The organism is Bacteroides sp. D1 (assembly GCF_000157095.2).
Taxonomy (GTDB): Bacteria; Bacteroidota; Bacteroidia; order Bacteroidales; family Bacteroidaceae; genus Bacteroides; species Bacteroides xylanisolvens.
Genome location: NZ_JH114350.1, coordinates 819773 through 840624, shown reverse-complemented (window position 1 = coordinate 840624; position 20852 = coordinate 819773). Strand labels below are relative to the sequence as shown.

Below are 20852 nucleotides of genomic sequence, written 5' to 3'. Positions count from 1 at the left end.
TAACTCCTTGACGTTACTCAATGGAAACCCTTACAACCCTTTATCTTATGATAAATAGATTATTTTCTACCTTATTATTCCTTTCCTGTCTTTTTTGTGGTTTGTCCCCAACGGCAAAGGCGCAAAACAACGAGTGGGAAAATCCCACCCAATATGAGTGGAACAAAGAGAAACCACACGCTGACTTTCGCCTCTACGAGCGCGCAGATGATGCAGTGAACGATAATCCCCAAAAATCGCCTTGGCAATACTCGTTGAATGGTACGTGGAAATTTGTTTATGCTCCCTCTATCGCAGAAAGCATAAAAGATTTTTATCGTACAGATTTATCCGACAATGATTGGGATACAATTATTGTCCCTTCCAACTGGGAAATCCAAGGATTCGGTGAGCCGATAATCCGCAACATTCAGTATGTGTTTTCACCCAATCCACCTTATATCGACGTTGATAATCCTGTGGGGACTTACCGACGCACATTTACGGTTCCTCAAAACTGGCAGGGGCGTGAAGTGTTGTTGCACTTCGGTTCCATCAGCGGCTACGCCCGTATCTATGTGAACGGGCAGCAGGTGGGGATGACTAAAGCATCCAAGACTCCGGCAGAATTTAATGTGACAAACTATTTGAAAAAAGGAGAGAACTTGCTTGCTGTACAGGTGTATCGCTGGCACGATGGCAGCTATATGGAAGACCAGGATTTTTGGCGTCTAAGCGGTATCGAACGCGATGTTTTTCTGACCGCTTATCCCCAAACGACCATTTGGGATTTCTTTCTGCATGCAGGACTGGACGATACCTACCGACACGGGCAATTCCGGGCTACTGTAGACTTGCGTTCTTTCAATACCAATGCAACCCTGCAAAAGGGGACACTTACACTTGATTTGAAGGACGCAGGGGGGAAGACTGTCCTATCTGCGCAGAAAGTATATTGTATCTCAGACATAAGTACTACACTTACTTTCGAAGGCACTGTGCGCAATGTGCGGAAATGGAGCGCCGAACACCCTTCGCTCTACGACTGTATCCTGACACTTCGATCCGATGGCGACAAGCAACAGACGGTAGTGGCTCATAAAGTCGGATTCCGCCGCATTGAGATTAAGAATGCGCGGCTACTGGTAAATGGTGTACCCACCTATATAAAAGGTGTCAACCGTCACGAACACAATGATACGTTGGGACATGTGCAGACCCGCGAAATCATAATGAATGATTTGCGACTGATTAAACAACTGAACATGAACGCTGTTCGTACCAGTCATTATCCAAATCATCCGTTATTCTATCAATTGTGTGACCAATATGGTATCTATGTAGTGGATGAAGCCAATATTGAAACTCATGGAATGGGTTCGGTTCCTTATTTCAAAGATACCATCCCGCATCCTGCTTATCGTCCCGAATGGTATGCAGCCCACGTCGACCGTATCACCCGAATGGTGGAAAGGGATAAAAATCATCCATGTATCATCGGATGGTCATTAGGAAACGAATGTGGTAATGGAATCGTGTTCCACGATGAGTATAAGCGCTTGAAGAAATATGATCCCGGTCGTTTTGTACAGTTCGAGCAGGCTTGGGAGGATTGGAATACAGATGTTGTCTGTCCGATGTATCCCAATATGTGGAAAATAACAGAATATCGGAAGTCCGGCAAACAGCGACCGTTTATCATGTGTGAGTATGCTCACGCCCAAGGAAACAGCAATGGCAATTTTAAAGACCTTTGGGATATTATTTATGACAGCCCTAACTTGCAGGGCGGTTTTATCTGGGATTTTATGGATCAGGGATTTAAGGTAAAGACCGAACCAAGAGACGGACGTACTTATTGGACGTATAATGGTAAGATGGGGAGCTATAAATGGCTGGAAGATAAAAAAGGGGAACTAAACACGGGAACTGACGGTTTGATTTCTGCCAATGGTATTCCCAAACCACAAGCGTATGAAGTGAAGAAAGTGTATCAGTACATTCAGTTTAGCGCAAAAGACTTGGGGAAAGGAATTATTTCCATTAAAAACCGTTATGACTTTACCAATCTGGATGAGTATGCTTTTATATGGGAAATATACAAAAACGGAGAAAAAATATCTACAGGGGATTTCAACGTTGATTTAATACCTCACGAAGAGAAAGAGATACGTTTATCTCTTCCTGTTATTCCGGAAGACGGGAATGAGTATTTCCTTAATCTCTATGCGCACACCCGGGTTGCTACCGATTTAGTACCTGCCGGTTATGAAGTAGCTAGAGAGCAGATGCAATTAAATAAAAGTAGTTTCTTCACATCGCTTCCGCCTTGTTCGGGAAAACTATCTTATGAAACAAAAGATAATATTTTGTCTTTTCAATCGGGGGGCGTTTCTGGTAAGATTGATTTGAAAAAGGGAATCTTATTTGATTATATGATAAATGGCGAGCAACCTATCAAGCAATATCCCGAACCAGCCTTTTGGCGTGCTCCGATTGATAATGATTTTGGAAATAAAATGCCCACTTTGGCAGGTGTTTGGCGGACAGCTCATGTCAACCGTTATGTGAAGAAAGTGACAATAGACGAACAGAATGAAAAAGGATTATCCATCAGGATTGATTGGATATTAAATGATATTCAGGTTCCTTATATGATGGAATATTTGATCTGTAATAATGGTGCTATTGTTGTGACAGGCAGTATCGACCTGACAGGAACGAAACTTCCCGAACTTCCCCGTTTTGGTATGCGTATGGAATTGCATCAACCTTATGAAAACTTGGTCTATTACGGTAGAGGGCCTTTTGAGAACTATATCGACCGTTATTCGAGTTCCTTCATCGGACGATATGAGGATAAGGTTGAAAATCAGTTCTATTGGTATACACGTCCGCAGGAAACAGGAAATAAAACAGATGTTCGTTGGCTGTCCTTATTGGATAGCGAAGGGCAAGGAGTGAGAATTACAGGCTTGCAACCTATCGCATTTTCCGCTTTGCATTTCTCACCGGAAGACCTTGATCCCGGCCTGACCCGTAAATTGCAGCATACTATCGACATTGTTCCGCAAAAGAATATCTTTCTGCACGTTGACTTGAAGCAACGTGGATTAGGCGGCGATAATAGTTGGGGAATGTATCCGCACAATGAATATCGCTTGCTTGACAAGAAATATACTTATAGCTATATGATTGAATTGGTAAAAAAGAATTCAGATTAAGGCTATTATTTGAATCAGTGGCAGATAAAATCTTCAATAGCATTGAGTAAATAAATTCTCCCCTTCGTATTTGTTTTCCATATATAACAAATACGAAGGGACTATTTTTTTGTATAAAGGAATGTGCTCTTTTGGAGATTTTTATGTATGTTTGTCACATGTTTAATATGAAAGGAAGCGGTTGTAAGTGAAGAACACGATTAAATATCTGATTCTTTTAATCATATACTTGGTTTGTGGTGTAAATCTGCAAGCCCAGAATTATACATTTCGTAATGTAGTCATGTCCGATGGACTGTCCGGGCTATTGGTGAACGCCATTTATAAAGACTCGGAAGGTTTTGTCTGGCTAGGAACAGATAATTGTCTCGATCGTTTTGATGGTGTGAAAGTTCGCCATTATGAATTTCGAGGCGTGGATTCCGGAAGGAAGAAACGGGTGAACTGCATCACGGAAACAGCCGACAATCAGCTTTGGGTGGGAAACGGTATCGGACTTTGGCGTCTGAATCGTGCAAACGGCCAGCTGGAGAGAATTGTTCCCGAAAAGATAGATTTTGCTGTAAATACCTTACTTCCGGATGGAGATATTCTCTATATCGGTACGGAGAAAGGATTGTTCATCCAAAAGGACGGGCAATTGCTCCAAGTATTGACCGACCGGAATATGCTGGCTGCTTGTAATCGAATTATGGATCTCTGTCTGAATGAAGATAAAAGTGCGTTATGGCTGGCTACAGTGCAAGGTTTATTCTCTTATTCATTGAAAGATGGTAAGATTGATTCCTGGCATTTCCAGGAGAATGTTCCCGAGGCCGATTATTTCCGCTGCCTGACTCGTATTGGAGAAACCCTTTATCTAGGTACAATGAGCCAGGGAGTAGTTCGTTTCGATATAAACAAAAAGAGCTTTTCGCATACGGTGTCTTTAGGCTGTGATGTCATTTCCGACATATCCAGTGATGGAAAGGAGACAGTATACATTGCAACAGATGGTAATGGCGTTCATTTCCTTTCACATAAAGCCCAACAAGTGGCACGTCGTTTTTGTCACGATGTAAGTGATAAAGAAGGTATTCGCAGTAATTCCATTTATTCACTATTGGTGGATGACAGAGGTGCTGTTTGGGTGGGGCACTTTCAGGCAGGTTTGGATTACTCACTTTATCAGAATGGTCTTTTCCAAACTTATGCTTATCCTCCTCTGTTTAACTCTGCCAATCTTTCTATTCGTTCTTTTGTCAACAGAGGACACGAAAAAGTCATCGGTTCACGTGACGGCTTGTATTATATAAATGAAGCTACCGGAGTCGTAAAGAGTTTTGTGAAACCTGTTTTGACTTCGGATTTGATATTGACAATCTGTTTTTATGAAGGCGAATATTATATCGGTACGTATGGCGGAGGTATGATGGTGTTGAATCCGGAGACGTTATCTCTTGAATATTTTGCCCGGGGAGGAGATACAGAGCTGTTTCAGAAAGGACATATCTTTTGTGTGCGACCGGATGAGAAAGGAAATCTCTGGATAGGCACTTCACAGGGATTGTTCTGTTATAATAGACAGGCAAAGCAGATCAAACACTTTACCAGCGCCAATTCCCAATTGCCGGAAGGTAACGTTTATGAAGTTAGTTTTGACTCTACCGGCAAAGGATGGATTGCCACGGAAACCGGTATGTGTATATATGATCCTGCTTCTCAAAGTTTACGATCGAATGTGTTCCCTGAAGGATTTGTGCATAGGGATAAGGTGCGTACCATTTATGAAGATACAGGACACAACCTTTATTTTATTCGTGAAAAGGGAAGTCTGTTTACCTCTACTTTAACGATGGATCGTTTTCGGAACCGTTCCGTCTTTTCCACGCTTCCTGACAATTCGCTGATGTCGATTGTGGAAGATAACCAGGGTTGGTTGTGGGTGGCTTGCAATGATGGATTGTTACGAATAAAGGAAGAAGGAGAAGAGTACGATGCCTTCACTTTCAATGATGGAGTACCGGGACCCACTTTTACGAATGGGGCTGCTTATAAAGATGAAAAAGGAATATTATGGTTCGGCAACACCAAAGGTTTGATTTATGTCGATCCGAAGCGGGTGGATGAAGTGCGTGGTAAAGTCCGTCCGATTGTGTTTACGGATATATTGGCTAATGGCATTTCTTTTACCAACCCGTCTTTAAAATATAATCAGAATAATCTGACTTTCTGCTTTACGGATTTTGCTTATGGTCTGCCTTCTGCTCTATTGTACGAATATCAGTTGGAAGGAGTGGATAAAGACTGGAAACTATTGGCTGCGCAGAATGAGGTTTCCTATTATGGATTATCTTCCGGAACTTATACGTTCCGTGTGCGCCTTCCGGGAAATGAACAGTCGGAAGCTGTTTATCAAGTGACGGTGCGTCCTATGATACCTTGGTGGGGATGGGCACTTTCTGTTTTATTAGTTGTAGGCATTATTGCTTTTATACGATATTATGTGTGGAATCGTATGCGCCGCCTGCTTACTTCTCCTGCATCGGCAATCTCCGCATCCATAGAGAATACACAGCAGAAAGACCAAACGATAGAACAAGCGGAAGTGATTTCTGAAGAGTCTTCTATCGCTGCAACCGAAGAAAAGTATAAAACTAACAGGTTGACTGAAGAAGAATGTAAAGAGCTCCATAAGAAACTGGTTGCTTATGTGGAGAAAGAAAAGCCATATATTAATCCTGATTTGAAAATGGGCGACCTGGCTTCTGCTCTGGATACTTCTTCGCATTCATTATCGTATCTTTTGAATCAATATCTCAATCAGTCTTATTATGATTTTATAAACGAATACCGCGTCACTCAATTCAAGAAAATGGTGGTGGATAGTCAATATTCCCGCTATACATTAACTGCACTGGCAGAACTTTGCGGCTTCAGTTCTCGTGCTTCTTTTTTCCGTTCATTCAAAAAGAGTACGGGAGTCACTCCGAATGAATATATTCGTAGTATAGGTGGAACAGCCAAAGAAGAGTAACTTTTCGACTTATTATCACTGAAATCTATTTTATACTCATATCCCTTTCACCCTTCACACCGTCCTATTCATCGGGGTTAGAGGGTGAAGGACCTCCCTTCACCAAGTGGATTTTCCTTTTACTAGTCTTTTTCTCGTAATCTATTAATAGATAAGTTCTTCTTCTCCTTATACAAACTTCTTTTGGTCCTATTGCAAAGTTGTTTTTTATAGGGAGTAATCTATAAACGCAAGCTTTGTTTTTATAAATGCAACTTGCGTTTATAAAAACAAAGCTTGCAATTATATAATTGAAGCTTTCATTTATAGTTTACCCTTAATCAAACGTAACTTTGCAATAAGTGCAAAGCAAGTTTATCTTTAATGAAACGGAACTTATCTATTAATGTTCGTACTTCATTAATAGCTTTGATGTGACAATGAAACGATCAAATAATAAAATTGAAGAGGGGAAGAGGATGGGAGCAAACGAGCGTAAGTGGAGCAAAGATACGTTGATTTGAGTGATTTGAGTCTCATTTTATAAAGTGATACTCTCTTTTTTACAAACGTAATATGTTGATAATTAGAGTTGTATATTTAAATGAGTCTACCTAGATTCATTGAGATTGATCTGCTTTATTTTCTGGCTGTTATATCCAAAATCACCTCTATATTTGCATCGTGATCAAAACCGAAAAAGATAGTATTATGGAGACAACAGCTAACACTTCCGACAACATTATCACCCGTTCTTATGAAGAATATTATCAGGTGATTCTTACCTATATTGCTTATCGTATCACTCATCGCTACGAAGCGGAGGATTTAACCCAGGATGTATTTGTACGTCTGCTGGACTACAAGCAAATGCTCCGTCCGGACACTGTGAAATATTTCTTGTTCACCATTGCCCGCAATATTGTAATCGACTATATCCGTCGTTATTATAAGAAACAGGAGATAGACAGCTACATCTATGATACTATGTCCACTTCTACCAATGAAACCGAAGAAAAAATTATCGGTGATGATTTAATGACAATGGAACGGACTCGCTTGGCTGCTATGCCCGAACAACGTCGGTTAATTTATACATTGAACCGCTTCGAAAATAAAACGTCTCCGGAAATCGCAAATGAACTGAATCTAAGCTGCAGGACGGTGGAAAACCATCTGTTTCTGGGACGTCGTGAAATGCGCGAGTTTTTCCGGAATTGTATATAATCTTATTCATTAATAAATAACCCTTTGTGCTTATGGAAAAGGAGTCAGAATTTACAAAGAGGTACTTGTACACCTCACCTTATTTTAGAGAACAAAAATTTAATACTATTTTTAAACCTCAAATTTAATTTTATGAAACGAAGAGGATTAATATTTAATTCGCGACCTAACAAAACAGCGGTGTTTGCGTTAGGATTAATGCTGGGACTTTGTCCTGTTTCAAAGGCGTGGGCCGATACAAACATGAAAGATAGTCAAGTAGTGGCACAGGCTCAAAAGAAAGTGAAAGGTCAAGTCGTTGATGCAACAGGCGAACCATTGATTGGTGTGAATATTACTGTAATAGGAGGAACAGAAGGAACTATTACGGATATTGACGGAAATTATACGATTGGTGTACCTGCTGGAGCTAAGTTGAAATTCAGCTATATTGGTTATAAGGATCAAATTATAGATGTGGCTGCACAAACTGTGATAAATGTAAAATTGCAGGAAGATAGCGAAGTATTGGACGAAGTTGTGGTAGTGGGATACGGTTCACAAAAGAAGGAGACATTGACTGGTGCTGTAACAGTGGTATCTGATAAAATGTTGAAGAATAAAGGAACGATGTCAAGTCCGTTACAGGCAATGCAAGGTCAGGTTCCGGGTGTTACGATCACTCGCAATTCGGCAGCTCCGGGAGATGAGAGCTGGGGCTTGAAATTGCGTGGTTCTGTTTCTGCAAATAATGCGGAGCCATTGATCGTTATTGACGGAGTTGCTTATGATGGTGTAAATGCACTGCGTAATATCAACCCTTCTGATATTCAGTCTATCAATTTTCTGAAAGATGCATCGGCTGCTATTTATGGTTCCCGGGCTGCAGGTGGTGTGGTATTGGTAACCACTAAGCAGGCAAAGGAAGGAAAAGCGAGAATAGAATATAGCGGTTCATACACTTACAAGATGGTGGGATTGCAGCCGGAGCTGATGACTATGAACGAGTGGGCGAATGCAGTGTTACAGACTTGTCAGAACGATGGTCAGCCGGATTCTTACTCATGGGTGAAATATGCGAAAATGGCATTGGCTAATGAAGGTAAATACATTGATTTGGATCACAGTGCAAATCCTTTCGCTCCCAGCTATTCAGATGTAATGGATTTCGTGTTCATGGATACCAACTGGCAAGACGTGTTGTTCGGCAATTCTTATTCTACGCAACATGACTTAGCTGTTTCCGGAGGTACAGAAAAGAATTTATATCGCTTGTCCGTAGGGTATATGTATGATGACAGTAACTTGAAGTGGGGAAATAATAACAATCAGCGTTTCAATCTTCGTTTGACTAATAAACTGAAAGTCTTTGATAACTTTTCTATTGAATCTGTGATAGCCTATAACCGTCAGGATCAGGTGGCTCCTTCACAACTGAATAGAACATTGACTTCCAGTTATCCGCAACCGGGACTTCCGGCTTCTACGATTGATGGAAAACCTTATTCGTGGGGAACTTGGTTGTCACCGATTTGGTTTGCCGAACTGGGTGGAGATAATAAACTGAAAGTATCTGAAATTAATATCAGTGAGAAATTCACTTACAATATTAATAAACATCTGGATGTAGTAGCAAATCTTGGTTATAACTCCGGAGTAGCTTCACGTGATATAAAGAAGATGGCTATTACTTCATATAATTATGCGGGAACCAAGATAAACACCAAGGCCGACGGTTACAAACAGGAAGAGTCGTCTTACGAGAAAACAAGTTCGCGTACAGACTTCTATTCTATGGCAGGTTATGTTGATTATCATAATACATTTGCGCAGCATCATAATGTAAGTGCAATGGTTGGTGCTCAATATGAATTGAAAGAATACGATTATTTTGGTGTATCAGTGAAAGATATACAGAACTCGTTGGAAACTGTAAATGGGGCAGGTTTGGTAAATCTGACAGATAAACATGGTACGAAGTGGCATGAGGCTGTGATGTCCTACTATTCTCGTTTAAACTATAATTATAAGTCAAAATACTTATTGGAAGTAAATATGCGTTATGATGGTTCTTCCAAGTTTAAGCCGGAAAATCGCTGGGACTTCTTTTATGGAATATCCGGTGGATGGCGTATTACGGAAGAGGCGTTTATGAAGAACATCAAATGGTTGAATGATTTGAAAATCCGTCTTTCTTATGGTGAAGTTGGTAACCAGAGTGGTATTGATCGATATGATGGTACACAATTCTATAAATTTGAATCTCAAAGCGGAGCTTACATCGGTCCTAACAAAGGTACTATCATAGATACGAATGGTAAAATCGCTTCTCTGGGACGTGAATGGGAACGCATTAAGAACTATAATTTAGGATTGGATTTCTCTTTGTTTAATTCCCGTCTGACAGGTACTGCCGAAGTATACATGAAACGTAATGATAATATGTTGATTAATGTTTCTTATCCGGGAGTTCTGGGTGATAACGCAGGTATGTCAAACAATGGAAAATTCAGATCACATGGATGGGAAGTCATGGTAAACTGGTCTGATAAGATTGGAAAAGACTTCACTTATCATGTAGGAGGTACTTATTCTTTTAATACGAATAAACTGACGGATATTGGTGCAGTTTCAGTTCTGAAATCCGGTTTTGTTGATAAACAGCAAGGTTATCCGTTGAATAGTATTTTTGGTTTGCGTTATGCCGGCAAAGCACAGACAGAAGAAGAACGTCAAAAATATCTATATCGCTTCCTGACTGGTAATACTATCGGATTGACAGAACAAAACTTCCGTTTGGGAGATAATATGTATGCTGACGTAAATAATGACGGCAAACTGGATCAGAATGATATTGTTTATTTAGGTACAGATGATCCGAAAATCTCTTTCTCTTTTAATGTAGGAGCAGAATGGAAGGGATTTGATTTATCATTGGTTTTCCAGGGTGCTGCTCAACGTACAATCTTCCGTACGGGAGATAATAACGGTAATGAGATTTGGCGTATACCGATGAAAGCATTATATCTGAACACTTCGAATCAATCGGTAGGTAACACGTGGAGTCCGGAGAACCGGGGTGCTTATTATCCGACATATAGTAATAAGAATGAAATCAATGACTACAACTATCAGGCTTCTTCCTGGTCAGTGGAAGATGGTTCTTACATTCGTCTGAAAAATGTGACATTGGGATACAATGTACCTTCTGCCTTTTTAGCTAAAACGAAAGCAATTAGTTCTTGTCGTGTATATGTAGCAGGTGCTGATCTTTGGGAATATTCTAAAATTAACGACGGATGGGATCCGGAGGCTAGCCGTAAGGTATCAGCAGCAGGACGTTTCCCCTTTGTCCGTACAGTGACTTTCGGATTAAATCTAACTTTTTAATGTATGAAGAATATGAAACTATATAAGAAAGCTCTTTTAATTTTATCGCTTGGTCTGACACTGAATTCGTGTCTGGATCTTGATCCGCAGGACCAACTGGCAGATGGCAACTTATGGGGGGCAGCAGATGATTTTAAATATTTTGCAACTAATTTCTATGGTTGGACTCGTGATTTTACATCGGTAATTTCTGATGGTGCACATTCTGACTGGCGTTCGGACTTGATGACTTCCAGTTCTGTAAATATGTACAGCAATGGTAGTAATCCGATTCCTACTTCAGACGGTAACTATACCAGCAATTATGCCCATATCCGCCGTTGCAATTTGTTGCTGCAAAAAGCGGCGTCTTTTTCCGGTAACGGTGATATTAGTCGCTATGTAGCAGAAGCGAAGTTCTTCCGTGCTTATTCTTATTTTGATTTGGTGCAATTGTTTGGCAATGTGATTATCACTAAAGAACCGTTGGATATTACTTCACCCGAGTTACGCATGAGCCGCAATGACCGTAGCGAAGTGATTGACTTCGTGATTCAGGATTTGAAGGATGCGGCTGAAGTATTGCCGGAAACAATTACGACAGACGATGAAGGGCGTATCTCAAAATGGGGAGCTTATGCATTCCTTTCACGTGTCGCTTTATATGAAGGCACATGGCAACAAAACCGCAATAACGAAGAACGTGGTAAAGCATTGTTGAGTATTGCAGCGGATGCGGCGAAAAAAGTTATCGACAGTAAGCAATTCGAGCTATTCAAACCAGCAGCATTGGGAGAGATGGCTTATAAATACCTGTTCATTTTAGAGAATGTACAGTCTAATCCTGCGAATCTGACTAAGAGTGCCAATAAAGAATATATATTCTATCGCCGTCATGATGAAACGATTGCTCCGATCGGGACTAATATCACACATGGTTGTGTAGCGAATGTGCAATATATTAATCGTAAATTTGTGAATATGTATCTTTGTAGCAATGGGCTACCTATTGACCATGCCAAGAGTGCTGACCTCTTTAAAGGTTATGGAGGTCTGACTACGGAATTTGAAAATCGTGATAATCGCATGAAGAACTGTCTTCTGGCTCATGGCACTAAATATTGGGATAACGACAAACCGCGTATTGACTGGAAAGGTATGGATGGGGAAGATGCAACCAATGCCATTATATGTAATGTATTCCAAGGTTCCGGTTATCAAAACCAAAAATGGGGTACGGAACGTAAGGTGGCTGATACATTTGAAGGTTACGACTTTCCGATTATTCGTTATGCAGAAGTTTTATTGAATTATGCAGAAGCTATGTATGAGTTGGGAACCACCGGCAAAGCTTTGGATGATGCTTTGAATATCTCGTTGAATTTGGTTCGTCTCCGTGTAAACCCGGATATGCCTAAACTGACTACGTCTTTTGCTTCAGAAAACAGTTTGAATATGCGAGAGGAAATCCGTCGTGAACGTACCATCGAATTGTACAATGAAGGTTTCCGAGTTGATGATTTGAAGCGTTGGAATACTGCTATTGTAGAGATGCCTAAACCTATTCTAGGAGTGAAATGGACAGGAACTGATTTTGCGACTTCATGGGCTGGCGCTTCTAATATGGCAAAAGACTCCGATGGCTGTTTGATCTTGGAAAATAGTCGGCGCTGGGGTGGTAAAAATGACCTGTATCCGCTTCCGGTAGATCAGTGTCAGTTGAATCCGAATTTGGGACAGAATCCGGGATGGCAATAATCAAGTCTGAATAACTTAAAGAATAAGAATCATGAAAAGAGATTATATAAAATATTTTGTTGGACTGGCGGCTTGTTCGTTTTTAGGTCTGACTTCATGTGATGATGATAAGGATTTAGGAGGAAAGATGGACGAAATGATTACAGTGTCCACCATTACTCTTAACGAAACTCAATATGATGCAGGGAATAAAACAATTTGTCTGCTGAAGAACAAAGAACTGCAACTCTCTTGGAGTATTGCACCTGAAAATGCAACCAATGCTAATGTGCAATGGACTTCGTCGGATGAATCTATTGTTGCTGTTACACGGGAAGGTAAGGTCGTGACTAAGGATAAAGCAGGAAAAGCTATTATTACATTAACGCCGGAAATCGGTTTCGGTCCGGAAGCTACGATCGTCACTAGAACAGTTGAAGTTATGGACGAATATACCTATATGTCAGCCATCAATATAACGAATGTTCCGGCAGAAGAGATTGCGGCAGGCGATGAATATCAATTAACTGTTTCTTCAGAACCGGCAACTACTACGTTCAAGCGTTATAAATGGACAAGTAGTAACCCGGAAGTAGCTACGGTGGATGAAAAGACAGGTTTGGTGACCGGAATCAGCAAAGGGGATGCGACTATTATAGTGACGGCTGATGATTTCAGTTCGAATCCGGTGTCTGCAAGTTGCGAGATAGGGGTTAAGATAGTAACTCCAATTACCGGAATGACGTTTACTGAAGATGCGGAACTTAATCAATTGGGATATGGACAGGAATATCAGATTAAGTACACATTGGAACCGGTAGATGCTACTGCTTCGCTGCTGACTTGGACGAGTGATAATCCGGAGGTGATTAGTGTGGATAAGACTGGTAAATTGAAAGTACATACTACTAAGGCCGCTTCTGCTGTGATAACAGCTTCTTATGGCCCTGTTGTACAAAATGTAACTGTCACAGTTGCCGATGGACGTTTCTGGTATTCATTAGGTAATGGTTTGGGTAACGGACTGGATAATAATTGGTATTTGGATGGCAACAATGCGTCTGTCGTTTCATCTGACGGAAATAAGACCACTGTTCAGATGGGTGGACCTGATAGTAAGGTTAAGTATCGTGGTGATTTATGGCTTGCGAGAAGCGGTAAGGGAAAAGTTGTTAATATAACTCCTGCTGAATATAGATATCTTGCTGTTAAAATTGGATTTAAGTCTCAATTACATGTTGGAAATAATAGTCAGGGCTGTATCAAACTTGAAGTTTTTGATGATGGCATTAAGAAAATTGGTCCTGAATATTGGGGTACGGCTGGAGATGCAAATAACAGGTATGCCATTTTGGGTACAAGTGAAATATCAATTACAAAACCTAATGTGTTGTATTATGATTTGCAGGCAAGATATAAAACAGTGACTCCTACAGATTGGAATCAGGTCTTTGATTTGTCGCAATGTAAGTTTGTAATTGCTGATTTCCCGGAAACAGCTCAGACTTATGATCTTTACTGGATTCGTTCTTTCAAATCCATAGAGGAACTTCAAGCTTTTGTAGATAGTGAAAACAATACTAACGAATAACTACCATGAATAAGATGAAATTATATACAATAATAGGAGCAGGGCTTTTTGCCCTGACTTCTACCACGCTTTTAGCATGTAGCGAAATAGAAGACGGCTCTAATGATATGAGTAGTTGGCCGGAAGTGAAGGATTATGTTACGACTTTGGAACATCCTTGTATGCTTCATACAGAAACGGATTTTGAGTTTGTAAAAGGAAAAGTGCAAGCCGGTGCGCAACCTTGGAAAAATGCGTTCGATCATTTAAGTCGTGGTGGGAATAGCTTGTCACAATCAAATTATAAGGCTTCTCCGGTGAAATTATTGGCGCGTCTCGATCAAAATAATTGGGCAGGCAAATATCCCAATGACTGGAATAACTACACGAAGTTGATGAAGGACGCTGCCGCAGCCTATCAATTGGCCCTTCGATGGAAATTGTCGGAGACTGACGGTGCACAGTATGCAGATGCTGCTGTTGCTATTTTGAATGACTGGGCTAAAACATGTACAGGATTTATCGTGAATGATAAAGGTGAATTTATAGATCCGAACGAGTTCTTGATTTTTATTCAGGTACATCAAATAGCAAATGCAGCGGAGATTATGCGTTCTTATTCAGGATGGCAGGAAGCTGATTTCATTAAGTTTAAAGCATGGATTGCAGATGTCTTTTATCCTCATATCACAAAATTCCTGTCTACGCACAATGGAAATGAATGTGCGCTTCATTATTGGCTCAATTGGGATTTATCTGCGATGACAGCTTTACTTTCTATCGGTATTTTGGCGGATGATAACTTTAAAATCAATGAAGCTATCCAATATTTCAAATTTGGTATTGGTTCGGGAAATATAGGAAATGGCGTTCCTTTCATACATTTAGATCCGGATAGTAATGAAATGCTGGGACAATGTCAGGAATCAGGTCGTGACCAGGGACATGCTACCTTGTGTGTCAGTCTGCTGGGTGCTTTCTGTCAGATGGCAAAGAATGTAGGTGAAGACCTTTTCATCTTTGATGACGGACGTGCATTGGCTATGTGTGAGTATGTGGCTAAATACAATATCGGTGGTGCTGAAACCGGTAGTTCAAGTGCCAGTTGGAAGATGACCGGTTTCAGGTATACAGATAATGATCTGCCTTATACTACTTATACAAATTGTAGTGGAAGCTGGGATACCATTTCTGCACAGGAAAGAAGAGAGGGAAAGGATTCACGTGGTGAAGTGCGTCCTGCGTGGGAGCTGGTGAATCGTTTGGCGCAGGATTATGGTAAATCAAGCATCTATGCTAAGATGTGGGTTGATAAAATGCGTGAAAATGCATCACGCGGAAATTCCGATGGTGGGGCAGGTGATTATGGACCTAATAGCGGCGGTTATGACCAATTAGGTTTCGGAACCCTGATGTTTGCAAAAGAGTAAAGAAAAAGCTGTTGGTAATATAGCATGATTGTTTTACAATAATCTTAGATAAATAGAAAAAAGTTGGAAAGGGATTAGGTATTTACCTAATCCCTTTCGTATATATAAGTAAATAGGTCAGTAAATAGATTGTTTTGAAATCAGAGATAGGATTCAGTTTTAAAAGTGCTTGGTTTTTATATAAGGTAGAAAGAACCTGTTTTTAGGAATAACGAATCTAGTTTTGAATGAAATTGATTAGTAAGGTATATGCGTAAAAAGATTCTGTTTTTAGCAGGAATGATGGCTTGCAGTTCATTGGCAGGCGCACAAGAAATTTCTAAGACCTGGGTGGCTGATAAGGGGAATGGAACTTATCAGAACCCGGTTCTTCATGCTGACTATTCAGACCCGGATATCTGTGCGGCCGGAGATGATTTCTATATGACAGCATCCAGTTTTAACTGTATTCCTGGAATTCCTATTCTTCATTCCAATGATTTGGTTAATTGGTCGTTAGTAAACTATGCGTTACCGGTTCAGGAGCCGGAACCTTTCTTCGATAAGGCACAGCATGGTAAAGGCGTATGGGCACCGGCCATTCGTTTTCATAACGGAGAATTTTATATTTACTGGGGGGATCCGGATTATGGAATCTATATGATTAAAACCAAAGACCCGAAAGGAAAATGGAGCAAACCGGTATTGGTGAAAGCAGGGAAAGGAATGATTGATGCAACTCCTTTGTGGGACGAAGACGGAAAAGTATATCTGATACATGCTTATGCCGGAAGCCGTAGTGGAGTGAACAGTATCCTCGTCATTTGCGAACTGAATGCGGAAGGAACAGAAGTTATTTCCGATCCGGTGATGGTGTTCGACGGAAATGATGGAAAGAATCATACTGTAGAAGGACCGAAGCTCTATAAACGCAACGGATACTATTATATTTTTGCTCCGGCAGGAGGTGTCGCAGCCGGTTGGCAATTGGTACTTCGCTCAAAGAACATCTATGGCCCTTACGAATCGAAAATCGTGATGGCACAAGGAAAGACAACGATAAACGGACCTCATCAGGGTGGCTGGGTAGACACCAACACAGGAGAATCCTGGTTCGTCCATTTTCAAGATAAAGGCGCTTACGGACGTGTGATTCATCTGAATCCGATGATGTGGGTAAATGACTGGCCTGTAATCGGAGTGGACAAGGATAAAGATGGTTGCGGTGAACCTGTAACGACTTATAAGAAACCGAATGTGGGAAAGACCTATTCGGTAGCTACTCCGCCGGAGAGTGACGAATTCAATACCCGGCATTTGGGATTACAATGGCAATGGCATGCCAATAAAAAAGACACTTACGGGTTTACTACCGATTTGGGATTTATCCGTCTTTATGCAGGCAGCCTCTCGAAAGAGTTTGTGAACTTCTGGGAAGTTCCTAATCTGTTGATGCAAAAGTTCCCGGCTGAAGAATTTACAGCTACGACCAAGCTGACATTTACTGCCAAGCAGGATGGAGAACAAACCGGAATTATTGTGATGGGATGGGATTATAGTTATCTTTCTATTCGCAAGGCGGGCGATCAGTTTATTCTGCAACAGGCAGTTTGTAAGGATGCGGAACAGCAAAATCCTGAACAGATAAAAGAATTGGCAAACATTCCGGTAAAATATTTGAAGATGCCGGGAGTAGCAGATAATGAATGGCAAACTGTTTACTTGCAAGTAAAGGTTCGTAAAGGAGCCGTTTGTACATTTGCTTATAGTCTGGACGGGAAGAAATATACGACAGTAGGAGAGTCTTTCACAGCCCGTCAGGGCAAATGGATTGGAGCCAAAGTCGGACTATTCTGTGTGACTCCGAATGAAGGCAATCGGGGATGGGCAGATGTCGATTGGTTTCGGATGAATAAGTAATTGACCAATCAATAATTGACAAAGAGAAATAAAGATTAAGAATTAACTCGAAGATATCAGATTAAGATGAAAAAGATTGTAGTAGGTTTGGCTGTGATGTTAGGTTTCTGTACGTGTGTTCATCAGCCGTCCGGTACATTGGATGTGAATAAGGCATTGGACTATTGTGCAGAGCAGACACAACGTACGCTTGCGGAACTGAAAACAGACTCCGGCATCGACTATACAATGATGCCACGTAATATCATGACTGACGAACATCATTGGAATTGTCGGAAAGCGACGAAGGAAGAATGGTGTGCCGGTTTCTGGCCCGGAGTATTGTGGTATGATTACGAATATACGAAAGATAAACAGATTCAGGAAGAAGCGGAGAAGTTCACGAACTCTCTGGAGTTCCTTTCCAGGACTCCGGCTTTCGACCATGATTTGGGCTTCCTCGTGTTCTGTAGCTACGGAAATGGTTACCGCCTGACCAAGAATCCGGCTTACAAACAAGTGATTCTTGATACAGCCGATACGTTGGCTACTCTGTTCAATCCCATCGTAGGAACCATCCTTTCATGGCCTCGTGAAGTGGAACCTCGCAACTGGCCGCACAATACCATCATGGATAACATGATTAACCTCGAAATGCTTTTCTGGGCAGCGAAGAATGGTGGAAATCCTTATTTATATGATATTGCCGTTTCTCATGCCGATAAAACGATGAAATGCCAGTTCCGTCCTGACTATACATCTTACCATGTAGCGGTATACGACACCATTACAGGTAATCTGATAAAAGGAGTAACCCACCAAGGTTATGCTGACAGCACCATGTGGGCGCGTGGTCAGGCATGGGCAATCTATGGATACACGGTAGTTTATCGTGAAACGAAAGATCCTAAGTATCTTGATTTCGCGCAGAAAGTGACAGATGTCTATCTCGAACGTTTGCCGGAAGACAAGGTTCCTTATTGGGACTTCAGTGCCCCGGGAATACCGGATGCTCCGCGTGACGCTTCTGCTGCGGCAGTGGTGGCCTCTGCTTTGCTTGAACTATCCACTTACCTCCCGAATGGAACCGGAAAACGTTATAAAGATGCAGCTATTGAAATGCTGGCAAGCCTGAACTCTGACAGTTATCGGAGTGGCAAGAGCAAACCGTCCTTCCTGCTTCATAGCGTAGGACATTGGCCGGCTCATTCCGAGATAGATGCTTCTATTATTTATGCAGATTATTATTATATCGAAGCCTTATTGAGGCTGAAACGTCTGCAAGAAGGACACGGGGTATTGGGATAACAGTATTACCGGGCTTATGAATACGGTAATATCAAAGTATCGGTAGAACTAATAAAGTGAATAGTCCGATTAGAATAGGTGATAGTGTAAAAAAGGAAAAGCTCTGCAAGAACGAAGGTTCTATGCAGAGCTTTTTTTACTGGTTAGGGTTAGGCTTATTATTATTTTACCTTGATGATGTCATAATTCAGATCGCTGACAGCTTCTTGCAAGCTATCGTTCACCAAACGAAGAGTGGTGTCGTTAACAACCACGAAATACATCGGAGCTTCACCATCCTTCGGAGTTAACTTAACAGCAGTAACAGGTTTTTTGTTCACAACCTTGTGTACTGTTTGTTGTTTTCCTTTTGAAGTGAAAGTCTTGTTTTGTCCTTGACCTTCAGCGTCGAGGTAAGTCATATCCAGTGTATACGCAGTATCCACACCGTCAGTTGCAGCGTTCAGGGTCAGTACATAGTCAATACCCGGACCGTCGGCAGCAGGAAGAGTACCTTCATAAACTTCAGTCAATTCGGTAATCGGAGTCATCGCAAGAGCTAGACTGTCTGCTTGTGCCTCTGCGGCTTTGTTTGCTTTTGATTGGCATGATGCCAAAGCAGCTACGACTGCTGCTAACATAATTACTTTTTTCATCGTTAAGTGCTTTAAGTTAATATAAATATAGTGAGCTATTGCTCGTTTTTTGCTATCCTATTCCTGTTCATCGTCCCGTTTGATGACAAGCAGTTTGTCTACTCGTCCGCGGTCCATGTCCACCACTTCGAATTGCAGATTCTTGTAGGTGAAGATGTCTCCTGCTTTCGGGATGCGACCAATCAGGAACATGGCCAATCCACCCAGAGTGGTGAAGTCTTCCGATTCCAGATCTTCGTAGGATAGGATACCCATTTCCTCCATGAAGTCGTCGATATTCATTGAAGCTTCCACCAGCATTGAACCATCCTGCCTTGTGACGATTTCTTCTTCTTCCATTTCATCCTCTTCAAGGATGTCTCCAAAGATACTTTCGGTCAGGTCGTGCAGTGTGATAATGCCTTCTGTGCTGCCATACTCGTTAACAACAACTCCGAACTTGTTTTTGTTCTTCTTAAATAGCTCTAAAACTTTATTTGCATACAAACTTTCCGGAATAAAGAGGGGAGGACGGGCAATTTCGCGCAGGTTAAACACCTTTTTGTTGCCTACCATCAGGATAATATCCTTTACGGAAACCACACCGATAATCTCATCTTTCCGTTCGTCTACCAATAGATATTTGCTGTAATGTTCTTCTTCGATAATCTTCATCACTTTTTCCTGTGTATCATCGGGATGAAGGATAATAAGATCTCTGCGATGTGTCATCAGTTCGTTGGCGCGTTTATCAGAGAAACGGAATACGTCGCGTATCATTTCCGTTTCCTCTTTGTCAATCACACCCTGCTCCGAACTTTGATGCAGGATCATTTTGATTTCCTCCTGTGTCATGGGGCGTTCTTCGCTTTTCAGACCGATAAGTTTGTTCAGTAACCGGGTAGAGACGCTTAGCAACCACACAAAAGGATAAGAAACCTTCGTCAGCAGAATCATGACCGGGCTGAACAAAGTGGCGTACCGTTCCGGATTACTAAGAGCAATGGATTTAGGAACCAGCTCTCCGATAATCAGAGAAAGATAGGTGATGATTGCTACGGTAGTAATCATTGCCAGGTTGCGTGCGTATGCTTCTGCGCCCGGAATGAGAGAAAAGAAAGGTACGAGGTCGTCGGCAATAGCCACACCACCATACGCACCGGATACGATACCGATCAGCGTGATACCAATCTGAATGGTAGACAAGAACTTTTCCGGTTCTTCCAATTGTTTTAAAACTCCTCGGGCTGATTTGTTGCCTTTTGCGACAAGTGTTTCAAGACGTGCTTTGCTGGATGATACCAACGCAATTTCATACATGGCAAAAATGCCATTCAGTATAAGTAAGAAAAGTATGATAAGAAATTCCATAAATGGATTTAAATGGTTATAGGGTCGAAATTACAAGAAATCGGGACACTATGCAAATATGTGTAATATATTAATGAAAATTTAATAATCGTGTTGTCTTTTTTGTGTAATCATAATAATATAATTGAGGCACGGATTACGCAGATTTCACAGTTTCAATTAAATAAGACC

At 41.2% G+C, this 20852-nt stretch carries 11 protein-coding genes; 9 read left to right on the top strand and 2 right to left on the bottom strand.

Going from position 1 to position 20852, the window contains the following annotated elements:
• Nucleotides 1–47: 47 nt before the first annotated feature.
• From BSAG_RS01635 to BSAG_RS01675, 9 genes are all read left to right on the top strand, one after another.
• Entirely contained in the window at nt 48–3203 is a 3156-nt protein-coding gene (locus BSAG_RS01635; RefSeq protein ID WP_004316024.1) for a glycoside hydrolase family 2 TIM barrel-domain containing protein, read from the top strand.
• A gap of 187 nt (nt 3204–3390) precedes the next feature.
• Nucleotides 3391–6219 (top strand): two-component regulator propeller domain-containing protein, encoded by a 2829-nt coding sequence (locus tag BSAG_RS01640; protein ID WP_004316023.1) that lies wholly within the window; start codon nt 3391–3393, stop codon nt 6217–6219.
• Between the two features lie 690 nt (nt 6220–6909).
• Nucleotides 6910–7425, top strand: a complete 516-nt coding sequence (locus tag BSAG_RS01645; protein WP_004316022.1) for an RNA polymerase sigma-70 factor — start codon at nt 6910–6912, stop codon at nt 7423–7425.
• A 132-nt stretch (nt 7426–7557) separates the two neighbouring features.
• A complete protein-coding gene (locus BSAG_RS01650) occupies nt 7558–10794 on the top strand; it encodes a SusC/RagA family TonB-linked outer membrane protein (RefSeq protein WP_008770882.1) in 3237 nt (1078 codons plus the stop codon).
• A 3-nt stretch (nt 10795–10797) separates the two neighbouring features.
• Nucleotides 10798–12531, top strand: a complete 1734-nt coding sequence (locus tag BSAG_RS01655; protein WP_004316020.1) for a RagB/SusD family nutrient uptake outer membrane protein — start codon at nt 10798–10800, stop codon at nt 12529–12531.
• A gap of 31 nt (nt 12532–12562) precedes the next feature.
• Nucleotides 12563–14101 (top strand): Ig-like domain-containing protein, encoded by a 1539-nt coding sequence (locus BSAG_RS01660; RefSeq protein WP_004316019.1) that lies wholly within the window; start codon nt 12563–12565, stop codon nt 14099–14101.
• 5 nt (nt 14102–14106) lie between these two features.
• Nucleotides 14107–15510 carry an alginate lyase family protein gene (locus BSAG_RS01665; protein WP_004316018.1) on the top strand — a complete coding sequence of 468 codons (1404 nt, stop codon included), beginning with the start codon at nt 14107–14109 and terminating at the stop codon, nt 15508–15510.
• A gap of 249 nt (nt 15511–15759) precedes the next feature.
• The gene (locus tag BSAG_RS01670; protein WP_004316017.1) at nt 15760–17409 is read left to right on the top strand and encodes a glycoside hydrolase 43 family protein; all 1650 of its coding nucleotides are present in this window, start codon (nt 15760–15762) and stop codon (nt 17407–17409) included.
• A 66-nt stretch (nt 17410–17475) separates the two neighbouring features.
• Nucleotides 17476–18696: a glycoside hydrolase family 88 protein gene (locus BSAG_RS01675; protein ID WP_004316016.1), complete on the top strand. Its 1221-nt coding sequence runs from the start codon at nt 17476–17478 to the stop codon at nt 18694–18696.
• Nucleotides 18697–18857: 161 nt separating this feature from the next.
• Here BSAG_RS01675 and BSAG_RS01680 read toward each other — a convergent pair whose 3' ends face one another.
• Together BSAG_RS01680 and BSAG_RS01685 are read right to left on the bottom strand one after the other, a co-directional pair.
• On the bottom strand, nt 18858–19331 hold the full coding sequence (locus BSAG_RS01680) for a copper resistance protein NlpE N-terminal domain-containing protein (protein ID WP_008021672.1): 474 nt from the start codon (nt 19329–19331) through the stop codon (nt 18858–18860).
• A 57-nt stretch (nt 19332–19388) separates the two neighbouring features.
• Nucleotides 19389–20681 carry a hemolysin family protein gene (locus BSAG_RS01685; RefSeq protein ID WP_004296963.1) on the bottom strand — a complete coding sequence of 431 codons (1293 nt, stop codon included), beginning with the start codon at nt 20679–20681 and terminating at the stop codon, nt 19389–19391.
• Nucleotides 20682–20852 lie beyond the last annotated feature (171 nt).

Coding starts and splice junctions, on each gene's coding strand:
- BSAG_RS01635 (WP_004316024.1), top strand. CDS start 48: ATGATAAATAGATTATTTTCTACCTTATTATTCCTTTCCTGTCTTTTT.
- BSAG_RS01645 (WP_004316022.1), top strand. CDS start 6,910: ATGGAGACAACAGCTAACACTTCCGACAACATTATCACCCGTTCTTAT.
- BSAG_RS01650 (WP_008770882.1), top strand. CDS start 7,558: ATGAAACGAAGAGGATTAATATTTAATTCGCGACCTAACAAAACAGCG.
- BSAG_RS01655 (WP_004316020.1), top strand. CDS start 10,798: ATGAAGAATATGAAACTATATAAGAAAGCTCTTTTAATTTTATCGCTT.
- BSAG_RS01660 (WP_004316019.1), top strand. CDS start 12,563: ATGAAAAGAGATTATATAAAATATTTTGTTGGACTGGCGGCTTGTTCG.
- BSAG_RS01665 (WP_004316018.1), top strand. CDS start 14,107: ATGAATAAGATGAAATTATATACAATAATAGGAGCAGGGCTTTTTGCC.
- BSAG_RS01670 (WP_004316017.1), top strand. CDS start 15,760: ATGCGTAAAAAGATTCTGTTTTTAGCAGGAATGATGGCTTGCAGTTCA.
- BSAG_RS01675 (WP_004316016.1), top strand. CDS start 17,476: ATGAAAAAGATTGTAGTAGGTTTGGCTGTGATGTTAGGTTTCTGTACG.
- BSAG_RS01680 (WP_008021672.1), bottom strand. CDS start 19,331: ATGAAAAAAGTAATTATGTTAGCAGCAGTCGTAGCTGCTTTGGCATCA.
- BSAG_RS01685 (WP_004296963.1), bottom strand. CDS start 20,681: ATGGAATTTCTTATCATACTTTTCTTACTTATACTGAATGGCATTTTT.